Raw genomic sequence first — 12,995 nt, 5'->3', positions numbered from 1 at the left:
ACCTGCAGGTTCAGGGAATCATTTTCGTTGCCGGGACTAGTTCCCGCCCGCGGCGTTGGATTCCAGTACGACGGCGGTGAAACGACGCTCGAGCTCCACGCCCGAAACCACTTCGCGCTCCACGCGGAAGGACGTTTCCGGAATGTCAAGGACCAAAGCGATGAGGCTGCGGGTGTAGCCGGAGATCTTGCGGGACTTCCTGGTGGCGGTGACTTGGTCGATCTCTGGAACCCAGATGTTCCACCAACCGCCTTGTTTTCCGACGACGGCCTGGAATACTCGTGGATCAGGCATATGTTGTTCTACTTTCATGGGTGCGTCTGTCGCGCATCCGGCTGGGATTCCGACCCGGTGAGCCGCTATAGACGGTTCACCCCTTGTTTCAATGTTCCTTCATGGATGGCGGTTGGGACAAGGCCGGCGCTGAACCCGCCACCTTCGCCGTCCCAAGGAATAGGAACCGCCGCCGCCATGTTGGCAACGGGTGTGAAGAACATCGGATTTTTGTCATTCGGCCATTGGACCGACCACCCGCAGTCCGGCACGCGCAGTGCGTCGGACTCGCTGCTACAGGCCATTGACCTCGCGGTCGCGGCCGAAGAGCTCGGCGCGGACGGTGCGTACTTCCGCGTCCACCACTTCGCCCAGCAACATGCCTCCCCGTTCCCGCTGCTGGCCGCAATCGGCGCGCGGACCAGCCGCATCGAGATCGGCACCGGCGTGATCGACATGCGCTACGAGAACCCGCTCTACATGGCCAAGGATGCCGGCGCGGCCGACCTCATCTCCGGTGGCCGGTTGCAGCTGGGCATTAGCCGTGGTTCACCCGAGCAGGTCATCGACGGGTGGCGCCACTTCGGCTTCTCCCCTGCAGAGGGCGAATCCGACGCCGAGATGGGCCGCCGGCATACCGAGCGCCTGCTCGAGGTGCTGACCGGCGACGGCTTCGCGGAGCCGAACCCAAACCCGATGTTCCCGAATCCTCCGGGCCTGCTGCGCGTGGAGCCGCACTCCGAGGGCCTGCGCGAGCGCATTTGGTGGGGCTCCGGCTCCAACGCCACGGCCGTCTGGGCCGCAAAGCTCGGCATGAACCTGCAAAGCTCCACGCTCAAGGACGACGAGTCCGGCAAGCCCTTTCACGTCCAGCAGGCCGAGCAGATCGAGCTCTACCGGCAGACCTGGAAGGAAGCCGGGCACCCGCGGGAGCCGCGCGTCTCGGTCAGCCGCAGCATCTTCGCGCTGACTGACGAACGCGACTGGCAGTACTTCGGCCGCGACCGCTACAGCTCCGACCAGGTGGGCAACATCGATGCCAAGACCCGCGCGGTCTTCGGCAAGTCCTACGCCGGGGAACCCGACGAGCTGGCCAAGAAGCTGGCCGAGGACGAGGCGATCGCCGCCTCAGACACCCTGCTGCTCACTGTCCCGAACCAGCTCGGCGTCGAGTACAACGCGCACGTCATCGAATCGATCCTGACGCACGTGGCGCCGTTGCTCGGCTGGCGCTGATCCCAGGCCAATCCAAGGCCGTTTCCGTGTTCCCACCCGGGAGCACGGAGACGGCGTTGCCCGCCAAACCGGCATTGCGTGCCAAGGAAACCGCTGGCCCCAAGGTGCGCGGATGGGCATTGTCGATCGCATGGCCAATGGATAGACGCCTTAACCTGCGGACCGACAACAGTGTTCGTTGGCTGTGCGAGCGTGGCCAGGAAAATTCCTATTCCATTGGAACGGGAATAGGCTTTCGCCGGTAGCCACCAGCCGGCATCCCGAAGATTCGGGGAAACGTTCGACGGAATGACTTGCAATTGCTTCGAATGAAAATTGCTCACCTAGGATGAATTCATGAACGAAGTCTCCCGCAGCCTGGGCGGCCGGCAGAGCCTCGAACGGTTGCGGTTGCTGACCAAAGTAGCTCATATGCACCACGGGCAGAGCATGCGTCAACCGGCGATCGCTTCGACGCCTGGCAAGTCCCAGTCCAGGGTGTCCAGGTCGCTCAAGGAAGCGGCGGACGTCGCTCCGTTCCCCGCGTCATCGGTATCGCCGACGGCTCCCGGCAGCTTATGGCGATATCCGGGGCCGTGGGTAGCGGCTGGATCAACGTCCTGATCGCGGATCTCGCGACGGCCCGCGCGCGGCTCGACGAAGTTGTCCCCGACTGAGAACACCTAGCATTTTTCGAATCCCAAAATCTGACACAGGAGAACCATGAGCAAGCAGCTGCACGTCGCATTCATCAAGGCCGGCTGGCATTCCGACATAGTGGACCAGAGCCTGATCGGATTCAAGCAGGACATGGAAACATCGGGCCAGTCCCACACGATCCATGTCGTTACCGTGCCCGGAGCCTTCGAAATGCCGCTGCAGGCCAAGCGTCTGGCTGATTCGGGCAAGTACGACGCCGTTGTCGCGGCGGCGCTCGTTGTCGATGGCGGAATCTACCGGCATGATTTCGTCGCCCAGGCAGTGGTCGAAGGCCTCATGCGCGTGCAGCTTGACACGAACGTGCCGACATTCTCCGTGAGTCTGACACCGCACCATTTCCACTCCACACCCGACCACGAAAAGTTCTACTTCGAGCATTTCTTGAAAAAAGGCGCCGAAGCCGCTCGCGCAGTACGTGCCATCGCAGAACTCGCAGTCTAGTATTGGCGGCCCGAATCTCTTCGATACCAAGGTAGGGTCGGACGCTCTACGTAGAACGATAAAGCAAATCGCTTAGGATCCGCCGCCGTCACTCAGAGCGTCCGCGCGAGCGCATGTGTTTGGGCTCCGACTCCAACGCGACCGCCGTCTGGGCCGCGAAATTGGGCGTGAACTCGCAAGGCTCCACGCTCCTGGGACGACGAGTCCGGCAAGCCCTACGCCGGGGAACCCGACGAGCTGGCTGGCGCTGATCCCGCGGGCACGGCCAGCCCCTTTGACGCCCGGTTCCCGCCGACGGTCCCGGTCCTCGGCGGGAGCCGGCAGGCCTGCCCGCTTTAGTTGGCACCGCCGCATTTCCCGATTCGACACACTCTCCCAGGGCATCGATATGTCCTAGCCAGATGGCCTTTGCTGTTGCACAATCAGGCATGCACACAATTACGGACGAGCACCAGGGCCGGGACACATTGCGCTACGTGCGGCTGATGCTGCTGGTCATTCCGCTACTGCTGCTGGTCGCCATCGTCGTCTACGGAATCTTGACCGGGACGATCGAGGATTCCATCAGTTCCTACTACCTCGGCCCCGCCAGGGACCTGTTCGTGGCGATGCTGGTTGCCATCGGCGTGCTGTTGGTGGTCTACAAGGGTCCCCCGCTGGAGGACTACGCGTTGAACCTCGCCGGCTTCTACGCGATGTTTGTTGCCCTCGTCCCCACCAAGCTGGGCGAGACGCTTGCGAACCTCGATGCCGCCGCAGCGCAAAAGCTGGTCCATTCCATCCAGGTCTCCGTGCTGGCGCTGCTTGTTGTGGCCACGGCCTTCGTCTGGCTCGATTTCAAGACCATGAACTGGGCTCCCCGGGCCTTGCTGCAGAGCACGTGGACCCGCGTGCTGACCGTTGCTAGCTCCGTGCTGCTGGTCGGGTTCCTGGTGCTGCTGGTGTGGCGGACGATTGAGGGCACGGAGTTTGCCGGCGTCCATGTGGCGGCCGCGCTGCTGCTTATCAGCAGCATGGGCATCGCGATCGCCAGCCATCTGGGCAGTGGCCGGCTCAGCGCCACCGACACCAGCGGCGGGCGAGCACCCCACTACGCCGGGCTGTTGGTCCTGATGCTTTTGGGCGTCGTTGCGTGGCTGGTCCTGACGGCCATCGGGGTCAAGCAGGCCCTCTTCCTGGTCGAATGGTACGAGATCGCGCTCTTTGTCTACTTCTGGTATCTCGAGACCAAACGGACCTGGAACCCGGAGACTGCGCTTCGCACCGGCCGCGGGCGGCACACGCCGACATGACGTCGGGGCCGCCTCCCCAAGGGAAGAGGCCCCGACGTCGTACCGGATTCCGGGGCGCCAGCTGGCACCCTATTTATTGCTGCGCGGAGTTACTTCGCGGCCGGTTCCTTCAGCTCCGCCTCGTCGACGACGACGCCGGCGTTGAACGACGCGGCGAGCATGCGCTCCTGGGCGACCTTGGCTCCGTGCATGGCACGCAGCTCGGCGTGCTTCGGCTTGCTTCGCAGGATTGCGTAGCCGATGCCCAGTGCCACGAACCAGATCGGGGTGAAGAGCAGTGCGGCCATGGTGTCGGCCTGGGTGGTCAGCGCCCAGAGGATGAAACCGAAGAAGGTCAGGACCACGTAGGGCATGAAGGTTCCGCCGGGCATCTTGAACTTGCTGGCCGCGTGCAGCTGCGGGCGGCGCTTGCGGTAGACCAGGTAGCTGATCAGGATGATCGACCAGACGAACATGAAGCACAGTGCCGAAATGGTGGTGACCAGGGTGAAGGCCTCGGCCACGCCGCCCTCGGCGTAGAGCAGGGCCACGCCGGCGAGCAGGAACATGCAGGAGAACAGCAGTGCATTGCGCGGGACCTTGGTCCTCGAGAGCTTGGCGAAGCCCTTGGGCGCGTCGCCTTCCTCTGCCAGGCCGTGGATCATGCGGGAGGTCGAGTAGATCCCGGAGTTCGCGCTGGAGGTGGCCGAGGTCAGCACCACGAAGTTGATGATGCCGGCGGCACCCACCAGGCCGGCCATCGCGAACATGCCCACAAACGGGGATTCCTCGGCGCTGAACAGCTTCCATGGCTGGACGGCCATGAGAATAACCAGCGCACCAACGTAGAAGAAGAGGATGCGGACCGGGATGGAATTGATGGCCTTGGGCAGGGTCTTTTCCGGGTCCTTGGTCTCGGCGGCGGTGGTGCCCACCAGCTCGATGCCGACGAACGCGAACACTGCGATCTGGAAGCCGGCGACGAAGCCCATGAAGCCGGTCGGGAACATCCCGCCGTCGTTCCAGAGGTTTGCGAAGGAGGCGGTGGCGCCGTTGTTCTCGAAGCCGGTGATGATCATGACCAGGCCTACAACGATCAATGCGCCGATGGCGACGATCTTGACCAGGGCGAACCAGAACTCGGTCTCGCCGAAGTTCTTCACGCTCGGCAGGTTCAGGGCCACCAGCAGCAGGATGCAGACCACGGCCGGAATCCAGAGCGGCAGGTCCTTCCACCAGTACGCCACGTAGTGGGAAATCGCCACGACGTCGGCGATGCCTGTGACCACCCAGCAGAACCAGTAGGTCCAGCCGGTGAAGAATGCCGCCCAGGGGCCCAGGATGTCCCCGGCGAAGTCGGAGAAGTTCTTGTAATTGGTGTTGCTCAGCAGCAGTTCGCCCATCGCACGCATCACGAAGAAGAGCATGAAGCCGATAATCATGTACACAAAGATCACGGAGGGGCCGGCGACCGCAATGGTCTTGCCGGAGCCCATGAACAGGCCGGTGCCGATGGCGCCGCCGATCGCGATTAGCTGGATGTGGCGGTTGGAGAGCCCGCGCTCGAGGTGGGGCTCGGAACTGTTGTTGCTCATGCTGTTGCCTTCCAAGTGGATGGTGGTGCTTCGGTGACGCGCCATGGTGATTCCCTAGTGCCCGTCGCCGAGTGGGGCCAAGTCTTCGGTCGCGTGTGTCGCGTCGTTCTCCGCGGCGCTCATTCCCAGGCCGTTGCGCTTGCAGGAGAGCACATCGTCGCGGGCGGCAAACTCCTGATCCCGCAAGACAGGATCGAGAAGCTGGCCGGAAGGCGCGTCAAGGGGCAACCGGGCAGTGGCGTGGGTGGTGAGCGTCATGGGGGAACTCCCGAATCGTGCACGGACGGTGCCGTGCTGTTCTTGGTTCCTCCCCAATCTGTTTACTGACCTGAGAGTTTCCATCCCTGCCCGCAATGGGTGAGGGACTTGCTCCTTCGGTGAGCACGAAACTTCGTCGTGCTGCTTTCCAGATTCGCCTCTTCGTGGCGGTACGGGGGCCTGAGAGTTTCCTGGGGAGGAATTGCTCCTACGGCGCCCGCCCATGGTTTGGGCGGGACTCTCCCGCCACGTGTCGACGGCGAATTTCTTGTGACTACTGTCACAATCTACGCGAAAGTTTTCCTGTGGAGCAAACCGCAGAACGTTTCATTACAGCGCAGGGTCGAAAAATGTCATTCTGACGTGGAGCGGATCCTCCAACGGGGACTCGTCATATTCGCGGGCGAGGCAGTGGGTGCGGCCCTCGAGGGACTCCTTGATGGCCGCGTCCTGTGCAACGGCGGGTTCGGGTGCTGCGGGGGGCTTGGTCTGCGTCATGGGTGCCACGCTAGCAACCCGGATTGCCCAGCGGTTTTCGTCGCTGTTTCCACCCTGTAACGGTCATCCAGTACGTGTTTCGCGCGGGTTTCACACGACGACTGCCATCGAGAAGTCCAGTTTCACGTGGTCGGACGCAAGAGGGTCAGCTGCGGTTAACGCCATCTCCGTCCCCTCCGGCCGGCGGCCGGAACCTTGTGTTGCCTGCCTGCCGCATCCGAAACGCCATCGTGGCCTTGCCTGCTCAGCTGCCCAGGGCAGCGCCCAGGTCCCCCAGGAGGTCATCGGTCGTTTCCAGCCCGACGGACAGACGCACGATTCCATCGCCGAGCCCGATCACGGCGCGCCCCTGAGGACCCATGGCGCGGTGGGTGGTGGTCGCCGGATGGGTAATCAGGGACTTGGCATCGCCGAGATTGTTGGAGATGTCAACCAGCTTCAAGCCGTTGAGCAGTCGGAAGGCCGCTTCCTTGGCCGGGCCGCGGCCCGGGTCCAGTTCGAACGTCACGACCGTGCCGCCGCCGCTCATCTGGCTTCGAGCCAGGTCGTATTGCGGATGCGATTCAAGGAACGGATAGATGACACGGCTAACGCCCGACTGGTCCTCGAGCCAGCTGGCAATCTTCAACGCCGAAGCCACCGAGTAATCGACGCGCAGTTTCATAGTCTCCAGGCCCTTGAGCAGAGTCCAGGCGTTGAACGGGCTCAGTGCGGGACCGGTGTGCCTCATCAAGTTCCGGACCGGACCGTCGATGAAGTCCTTGCGTCCCAAGACCGCGCCGCCGAGGACCCTGCCCTGCCCGTCCATGTGCTTGGTGCCGGAATACACCACGACGTCGGCGCCCAGCTCCGTCGTCCGCTGCAGCAGCGGCGTGGCGAAGATGTTGTCCACCACGACCTGCGCCCCCGCGTCATGCGCCAGCTGAACGACGGCGCGGATGTCCACCAGCTCCTGGAGCGGGTTCGAGGGGGATTCGAAGAAGACCGCGGTGGCCGGAGTGGCGAGCGCCCGTTCCCATTGGGCGAGGTCGTGACCGTCCACGAACTCGGTTTTCACACCCCAGCGTGGCAGGATCTCGTTCAGCACCACAAAGCAGGAACCGAAGAGGCTCCGGGACGCAACTACGCGGTCCCCGGCCGCCAGCAGCGCGCCCAGTGCGGTGAAGACAGCAGACATGCCGCTGGCCGTGGCGAAGCAGGCTTCGGCACCCTCGATGAGCCGCAGCTTCTCCTGGAAAGCGGCGACCGTCGGATTGCCGTAACGGGAATAGACGAAGCGCTCGACCTCGCCATTAAAGGAGGCCTCCGCAGCCTCCGCCGAATCGAAGACATACCCCGAAGTCAGGAACAGTGCCTCCGAGGTCTCCTGAAAATGCGTGCGGTCGATGCCGCCACGCACCAAAGCGGTCTGCGCGCCCCATACCTGGTCCGGTGCCTCCGCGTTGCCCGCGGACGGGCTGTGTGCCGACGCGTCGGACCTTGGACCATGCTGGGGATCTGACATTGGGATTCATTCCTTCGTTTCGGAAGCGGTCAGGGATTCGAGCGGGAACATGCGTTCGTGGAAATCATGCCTCCCTCGATGGCTTGGCGCAGATCAACCGGAATGGGCACAGAGCCGACCGGAACCGACCGTCCCGGGAACATCGTTCGCGAGGCAGCTCCCATCGCGCGGAACGAATAAGCCATTGCTTCAGCTGCTGCGGCTTCATCGAGCCAGGCCTTTCGGCCACGCCTGGATGCTCTGCGCTTCCGACGGTACGGGAGGCACGACGGAATCCAATGGGAGTTCTTCATCTCCGGAAATGTCCGGAACCTGGCGACACATACGTCACGGAAATAGCGCTCCAGAGCCGCCACAGCACAACATTCCGTCACATCCAGGACATTCCCTCGCCATCGGCCTCACGTAGTTGACGAGAAGGCTCCGCGACCACTTCGTGCCGTGGCACTGGGCACCTTCGGATCAACGACTGCAGCCCTCCATCGGCGCCAAGCGCCCTTAAACGCTGCGGCCGCCCCACAAAAAAGGGGGCGGCCGCAGCATAATTTCGCTTTCGACTATTTAGTGGCCCAGAGTCCGGCTTCGTCGTCGAGGGAAATCGTCTCGGCCACGCGGACCTTTGCATCCGTGACGGCTTCGGCGGGAACGTCGAAGACCACCTGGTGGGAGCCCTTGCCGCCCTTGGCGGAGGCCGTCCCGTTATTGAGAATCGATCTCAATAAGATAGGGTTCTGACATGCTTTCGCTTCCACCGCGCCCCTTCCTGCCCGCCGCTCTCGCCACCGCAGCGCTCGCCCTCGCCAGCTGCGCTGCGCAACCCGCCGGGGCTGGCCTCGACACGCTGCGCGTGGCGGCGTCTTTCTACCCGGTCCAGTTCCTGGCCGAACGCATTGCCGGCGACACCGCGCACGTCATCGGCCTGACTCCGCCGGGACAGGAACCACACTCCCTCACCCTGACCGGACCGGACCTGGCCGCGCTGCGCGAATCCGGCGTCGTGCTCTACATCGGCAACGGCCTGCAGGCCGACGTCGAAAAGGCCGTCTCCGTGCTGCCCGGCGACGTGCGCGTGGCCGAACTGCTCCAAACGGCCGGACTGGACCTGCTGCCGGCCGACCCCGGGACGGAAGAACACCACGATGCAGCGGACGCCGAACACGATGACCACAACCACGGCGCCACCGATCCGCACTTCTGGCTGGACCCGGCCCGTTACGCCACCGCGGCCCGCGCAGTGGCCGACGAGTTGACCGCCGCCGACCCCGGGAACGCCGACGCATATGCCGCGAACCTTCAGGCACTGACGGTGGACCTCGAGGCCCTGGACGCGGAACTCGAAGACGGACTGGCTCTCTGCGCCGGCGACACGCTCGTCGTTGCACACTCCGCCTTCGGCTACTTCACCGATCGCTACCGCCTCACCCAGGTCGGCATCGCCGGTCTGTCCCCAGACGACGAACCCGACGCCCGCACTCTCGCTGACATCACCCAGACCGCCCAGGCGGCCGGCGTCGGAACGGTCTTCTTCGAGGAGGCCCTGCCGCCGAAACTTGCGCAGGGAGTAGCCGAGGCCGTCGGAGCCGACGTCGCCGCGTTGGAGACCGCCGAATTCGTCCCGGCCGACGGCGACTACTTAGACCTCATGCGTGCCAACGGCCGGTCCGTCCAGGCAGGGCTGGACTGCAAGTGAGCACTCCCATCCTGGCCGCCCGCGGCCTCGTCGTCGCCTACTCCGGACGCACGGCCGTGGACCGCGTGGACCTGAACGTGCGCCACGCCGAACTGGTTGCCCTGGTGGGCCCGAACGGCGCCGGGAAATCCTCGCTGCTCGCGGCCCTGGCGGGCCTGGGCCCGCATACCGGATCCGTGCTGCGCTGCGGCTGCACCGGCGCCCAGCCGACCCCCGGCATCGCCTACGTCCCCCAGTCCCCGGACCTGCGCACGGCCTTCCCGCTGAGCGCCGCGCAGGTCGTCGCCACCGGCAGCCTCGATGCCCGGCGCTGGTGGCGCCGCCCGGACGCGGCCCAGCGTGCGGCCGCGGCCGACGCCATGGAACGGCTCGACGTCGCCGACCTGGCCCACCGTCCGTTCGCGGACCTCTCCGGCGGCCAGGCCCGCCGGGTGCTCCTGGCCCGGGCGCTGGCACAGGGACCGAAGCTGCTGCTGCTCGACGAACCACACGCGGGGCTCGACGTCGAGGCCGCCACCACGCTGAACACGGCGCTGGCCGCCCTCGCGCAGGCCGGGACGGCCGTGCTGGCCTCGGTGCACGACCTGGACCTGGTCCGCGGCGCATTCACCCGCACCATCGTGCTGGACCGCCGCATCCTGGCCGACGGACCCACCTCCGAGCTGCTCCCCGCCGTCGGTTCCCTGGCGCCCTGGCTGGTGGCCTGATGTCCGAGGCACTTCACTGGCTTCTGGGCCCCTTCGCCCACGACTTCATGCAGCACGCCGCGATCTCCTGCCTCGCGCTGGGCATTGCCGCGCCGATCGCCGGGATCTGGGCCACGCACCGGCGGATGGTCTACCTGACGGACGCCATGAGCCACGCGGTACTCGCCGGGGTCGCGGCCGCTTCCCTCCTTGGCGGCTCGCTGCTGCTGGGCGGACTCGGCAGCGCGGCCGTGATGGCCGTCGTCGTCGCCCTGCTCGTGGCCCGCAGCCGGCTGGCCGAGGACTCCGCGATCGGCATCGCCGGCCAGGGGCTGTTCGCGCTCGGGGTCATTGGGGTCTCGCTGGGGTCGGACCCGCGCGCGCTCTCCCACGCCCTGTTCGGCAACCCGCTCACCGTCACCGCCACGGACCTGGCCCTGCAGGCGGGGTTGGCCGCCCTGGTGCTCGGCACCGTCGTGCTGTTCCTGCCCGTGCTCACGGCCACCACGTTCGATGCCGGCCATGCCCGCTCACTCGGGGTCAAGACCACGGTGCTCGACGTGGGGCTGGTGCTCGCTCTCGGCTTGGTCGTCGTGGTGGGGATGACGACCGTCGGCGTGCTGATGGTCGTGGTGCTGTGCATCGCCCCGGCCGCCGGAGCCGGGCTGGTGGCCCGCACCCTCGCCGGCACGCTGGCCACCGCCGTCGGGTTGGGCACCGCAGCCTCCCTCGGCGGCCTGCTCGCCGCCTACCACCTCGCCCTCCCTGCCGGCCCGGTGATCGCCGTGGCCGCCGTCCTGCTCGTCGCCGTCTGCGCGCTGCCCCGTCTGGCCGTTCGCACCCACCGCCCCGCCCCCGAAGGAGCCCCCGCTTGAACGATTACCGCATCCCCGTCACCGTCCTGACCGGATTCCTTGGATCCTGCAAGACCACCCTGCTCAACCGCATCCTCACCGAAGAACACGGCCGCCGGATCGCCGTTATCGAGAACGAATACGGCGAGGTCGGCATCGACGACGCCCTCGTCTACAACTCCGAGGAGGAGGTGTTCGAAATGAACAACGGTTGCATCTGCTGCACCGTGCGCGGGGACTTGATCCGGATCCTGGGCACGCTGCTGCGCCGCCGCGAGACGTTCGACCGGATCATCATCGAAACCACTGGGCTGGCCGACCCGGCGCCGGTGGCCCAGACCTTCTTCTTTGACGACGAACTGCGCTCCGCGCTCCGGCTGGACGCGATCGTCACCCTGGTGGATGCCCGGCATATCCTGGAACACCTCGACGACGCGAGGCCCGAGGGCGTGGAGAACGAGGCGCTGGAACAAGTGGCCTTCGCCGATCGGATCGTGCTGAACAAGACCGATCTCGTGACGCCTACGGAGCTGGAGCGCGTGCGGCGGCGCCTGCTCTCGATCAACGCGATGGTGGAGATCCTGCCGGCCACCCGGGCCGACGCGGACCTGGGGCGGATCCTGGACGTCGGCGCGTTCGACCTGGACCGCGTGCTCGAATCCGAGCCGGGCTTCCTGATGGACCTGGAGCACGAGCACGACGCCACCGTGACGAGCGTGGGCATCGAGCGCCGCGGCGTGGTCGACGGCGACCGGCTCCAGGTTTGGCTCACCGACTTGCTGCGCGAGCGTGGAGTGGACCTCTTCCGCTCCAAGGGCATCCTCGACGTCGACGCCCTCCCACGGCCTTATGTGTTCCAGGGCGTCCACATGCTGCTGGATGCCGAGGACGGCCGCCCGTGGCCCGAAGGCCAGGAGCGGCTGAACCGGTTGGTGTTCATCGGGCGCAACCTGGACCGCGCCGAGCTCGAGGCCGGATTCGACGCCTGCCTGGCGAGGGTCGTCGCATGAGGGTGCTCTGGAGCGCGCCGCTGGCCGAGCAACCCGCCGCTATTTCCGTCTCGGGCGCCTTGGCGGCCGTCGCCGGAACCGACGGCGCGTTGCGTGTGCTCGATTCCGAATGCGGGCGCCTGGTCGCGGAGGTCAACCCGGGGCTCGACATGCTCACCGACGTCGCGGTCTCGCCGTCCGGAACGGCCGTCGCCCTCACCGGCGCGCGCGGACACGGCGTGTGGGAATCCTCCGGAATCCTGGTGAAGGAATCCGGCGCCTGGTGCACCCGGGCCGTCTGGGCGGACAACGGGCGGTTGGCCGTCGCGGCCGGCAAGTCGGTGGTTGTCTATGCGGCGGACGGGTCCCCCGCGTGGCGGACCGAGCCGGGCCGGCACACGCTCACGGACGTCGCGTGGGACGCCAAGCAGCGCAGCGTCGCGGCCAGCGGCTACGGAGGGGTGCGCATGTTCGCACGCCACTCCCCGCGCCCGGTCCACGAGTATGCGCATGCCGGGCCGAACCTCTGTGTCGCCGTCTCCGCGACGGGGCGATGGGTCTGCTCCGGCAACCAGGACGCGGTCGGCCGGGTGTGGAAGACCAACGGCGGGGACCTGCAGATGCCCGGACTGCACACGAAGGTCACGAAGGTCCGCTTCGATCCGACCGGGCGCTGGCTGGCCAACACCGGGCATTCGGTGCTCCCGGTGTGGGACTTCGGCGGCGCCTCGGGCCCCGCCGGCTCGCGGCCCAGGATGCTGGGTGGGCACGGGTCCGTCGTCGACTTCGCCTGGCGCGGTTGTTCCCTTGGTGTCGTGGCGTCCGTCGGATCCGAGGGCGAGGTGCGGGTCTGGTCGGTGCCGGACCAGCAGCCCGGCCGGCCGGCAGTGCCGTTGGCGGACCTGGGGTACGACGACGCCGTCCGCGTCGCCTGGATCGACCTGGACACGCTCGCCGTGGCCAGGCCGGACCGCGTCGACGCGGTCCGGCTGGAACCATAG

The 12,995-nt window shown here is 66.1% G+C and carries 14 protein-coding genes and 1 riboswitch; of the genes, 8 read left to right on the top strand and 6 right to left on the bottom strand.

The annotated features are described in order from the left end of the window. Positions 1 to 36: 36 nt before the first annotated feature. Entirely contained in the window at positions 37 to 294 is a 258-nt protein-coding gene (locus tag ABD687_RS15675) for a hypothetical protein (protein ID WP_302263120.1), read from the bottom strand. A 177-nt stretch (positions 295 to 471) separates the two neighbouring features. On the opposite strand from ABD687_RS15675, the gene ABD687_RS15670 reads away from it, so the two are divergent. The 3 genes from ABD687_RS15670 (at position 472) to ABD687_RS15660 (ending at position 3,941) form a co-directional block, all read left to right on the top strand. Then, a complete protein-coding gene (locus ABD687_RS15670) occupies positions 472 to 1,509 on the top strand; it encodes an LLM class flavin-dependent oxidoreductase (RefSeq protein ID WP_310289779.1) in 1,038 nt (345 codons plus the stop codon). Between the two features lie 702 nt (positions 1,510 to 2,211). Continuing rightward, a complete protein-coding gene (locus ABD687_RS15665) occupies positions 2,212 to 2,649 on the top strand; it encodes a 6,7-dimethyl-8-ribityllumazine synthase (protein ID WP_310289781.1) in 438 nt (145 codons plus the stop codon). Between the two features lie 428 nt (positions 2,650 to 3,077). Further along, positions 3,078 to 3,941 (top strand): hypothetical protein, encoded by an 864-nt coding sequence (locus ABD687_RS15660; RefSeq protein ID WP_310289783.1) that lies wholly within the window; start codon positions 3,078 to 3,080, stop codon positions 3,939 to 3,941. A gap of 89 nt (positions 3,942 to 4,030) precedes the next feature. On the opposite strand, the gene cycA is transcribed toward ABD687_RS15660, so the two are convergent. The 5 genes from cycA to ABD687_RS15635 all read right to left on the bottom strand — a co-directional run bounded on the left by cycA (position 4,031) and on the right by ABD687_RS15635 (position 8,494). Continuing rightward, a complete protein-coding gene (gene cycA, locus ABD687_RS15655) occupies positions 4,031 to 5,515 on the bottom strand; it encodes a D-serine/D-alanine/glycine transporter (RefSeq protein WP_310289785.1) in 1,485 nt (494 codons plus the stop codon). Positions 5,516 to 5,569: 54 nt separating this feature from the next. Continuing rightward, on the bottom strand, positions 5,570 to 5,773 hold the full coding sequence (locus ABD687_RS15650) for a hypothetical protein (RefSeq protein ID WP_310289787.1): 204 nt from the start codon (positions 5,771 to 5,773) through the stop codon (positions 5,570 to 5,572). Between the two features lie 158 nt (positions 5,774 to 5,931). Then, positions 5,932 to 6,029, bottom strand: a riboswitch (glycine riboswitch). A gap of 74 nt (positions 6,030 to 6,103) precedes the next feature. Further along, positions 6,104 to 6,271, bottom strand: a complete 168-nt coding sequence (locus tag ABD687_RS15645; protein ID WP_302263130.1) for a hypothetical protein — start codon at positions 6,269 to 6,271, stop codon at positions 6,104 to 6,106. Positions 6,272 to 6,515: 244 nt separating this feature from the next. Next, entirely contained in the window at positions 6,516 to 7,775 is a 1,260-nt protein-coding gene (locus ABD687_RS15640) for an O-succinylhomoserine sulfhydrylase (RefSeq protein ID WP_310289789.1), read from the bottom strand. A 557-nt stretch (positions 7,776 to 8,332) separates the two neighbouring features. After that, a complete protein-coding gene (locus ABD687_RS15635) occupies positions 8,333 to 8,494 on the bottom strand; it encodes a hypothetical protein (protein ID WP_310289791.1) in 162 nt (53 codons plus the stop codon). A gap of 17 nt (positions 8,495 to 8,511) precedes the next feature. Here ABD687_RS15635 and ABD687_RS15630 point away from each other — a divergent pair, with 17 nt between their 5' ends. From ABD687_RS15630 to ABD687_RS15610, 5 genes are read left to right on the top strand one after another with little or no spacing between them, the layout of a single operon-like run. Then, positions 8,512 to 9,465 (top strand): metal ABC transporter substrate-binding protein, encoded by a 954-nt coding sequence (locus ABD687_RS15630; protein ID WP_310289794.1) that lies wholly within the window; start codon positions 8,512 to 8,514, stop codon positions 9,463 to 9,465. Next, positions 9,462 to 10,172 carry a metal ABC transporter ATP-binding protein gene (locus ABD687_RS15625; RefSeq protein WP_310289796.1) on the top strand — a complete coding sequence of 237 codons (711 nt, stop codon included), beginning with the start codon at positions 9,462 to 9,464 and terminating at the stop codon, positions 10,170 to 10,172. Before ABD687_RS15630 ends, ABD687_RS15625 begins: the two co-directional genes overlap by 4 nt. Continuing rightward, positions 10,172 to 11,026, top strand: coding sequence for a metal ABC transporter permease (locus tag ABD687_RS15620; protein ID WP_310289798.1), 855 nt, complete (start codon positions 10,172 to 10,174; stop codon positions 11,024 to 11,026). Before ABD687_RS15625 ends, ABD687_RS15620 begins: the two co-directional genes overlap by 1 nt. Next, complete coding sequence (locus tag ABD687_RS15615; protein ID WP_310289799.1) at positions 11,023 to 12,015, top strand: CobW family GTP-binding protein; 993 nt, start codon at positions 11,023 to 11,025, stop codon at positions 12,013 to 12,015. Before ABD687_RS15620 ends, ABD687_RS15615 begins: the two co-directional genes overlap by 4 nt. Then, entirely contained in the window at positions 12,012 to 12,995 is a 984-nt protein-coding gene (locus tag ABD687_RS15610) for a WD40 repeat domain-containing protein (RefSeq protein WP_310289801.1), read from the top strand. Before ABD687_RS15615 ends, ABD687_RS15610 begins: the two co-directional genes overlap by 4 nt.

The sequence above is a fragment of the Paeniglutamicibacter sulfureus genome (assembly GCF_039535115.1).
In the GTDB taxonomy this organism is placed as follows: domain Bacteria; phylum Actinomycetota; class Actinomycetes; order Actinomycetales; family Micrococcaceae; genus Paeniglutamicibacter; species Paeniglutamicibacter sulfureus.
This window is presented reverse-complemented; position numbering and strand designations above follow the sequence as displayed.

Bases quoted from the DNA above. Each gene is read 5' to 3' on its own strand.
- ABD687_RS15645 (WP_302263130.1), bottom strand. From the start codon at position 6,271: ATGACGCAGACCAAGCCCCCCGCAGCACCCGAACCCGCCGTTGCACAG.
- ABD687_RS15675 (WP_302263120.1), bottom strand. From the start codon at position 294: ATGCCTGATCCACGAGTATTCCAGGCCGTCGTCGGAAAACAAGGCGGT.
- ABD687_RS15665 (WP_310289781.1), top strand. From the start codon at position 2,212: ATGAGCAAGCAGCTGCACGTCGCATTCATCAAGGCCGGCTGGCATTCC.
- cycA (WP_310289785.1), bottom strand. From the start codon at position 5,515: ATGAGCAACAACAGTTCCGAGCCCCACCTCGAGCGCGGGCTCTCCAAC.
- ABD687_RS15670 (WP_310289779.1), top strand. From the start codon at position 472: ATGTTGGCAACGGGTGTGAAGAACATCGGATTTTTGTCATTCGGCCAT.
- ABD687_RS15650 (WP_310289787.1), bottom strand. From the start codon at position 5,773: ATGACGCTCACCACCCACGCCACTGCCCGGTTGCCCCTTGACGCGCCT.
- ABD687_RS15640 (WP_310289789.1), bottom strand. From the start codon at position 7,775: ATGTCAGATCCCCAGCATGGTCCAAGGTCCGACGCGTCGGCACACAGC.
- ABD687_RS15620 (WP_310289798.1), top strand. From the start codon at position 10,172: ATGTCCGAGGCACTTCACTGGCTTCTGGGCCCCTTCGCCCACGACTTC.
- ABD687_RS15630 (WP_310289794.1), top strand. From the start codon at position 8,512: ATGCTTTCGCTTCCACCGCGCCCCTTCCTGCCCGCCGCTCTCGCCACC.
- ABD687_RS15660 (WP_310289783.1), top strand. From the start codon at position 3,078: ATGCACACAATTACGGACGAGCACCAGGGCCGGGACACATTGCGCTAC.
- ABD687_RS15610 (WP_310289801.1), top strand. From the start codon at position 12,012: ATGAGGGTGCTCTGGAGCGCGCCGCTGGCCGAGCAACCCGCCGCTATT.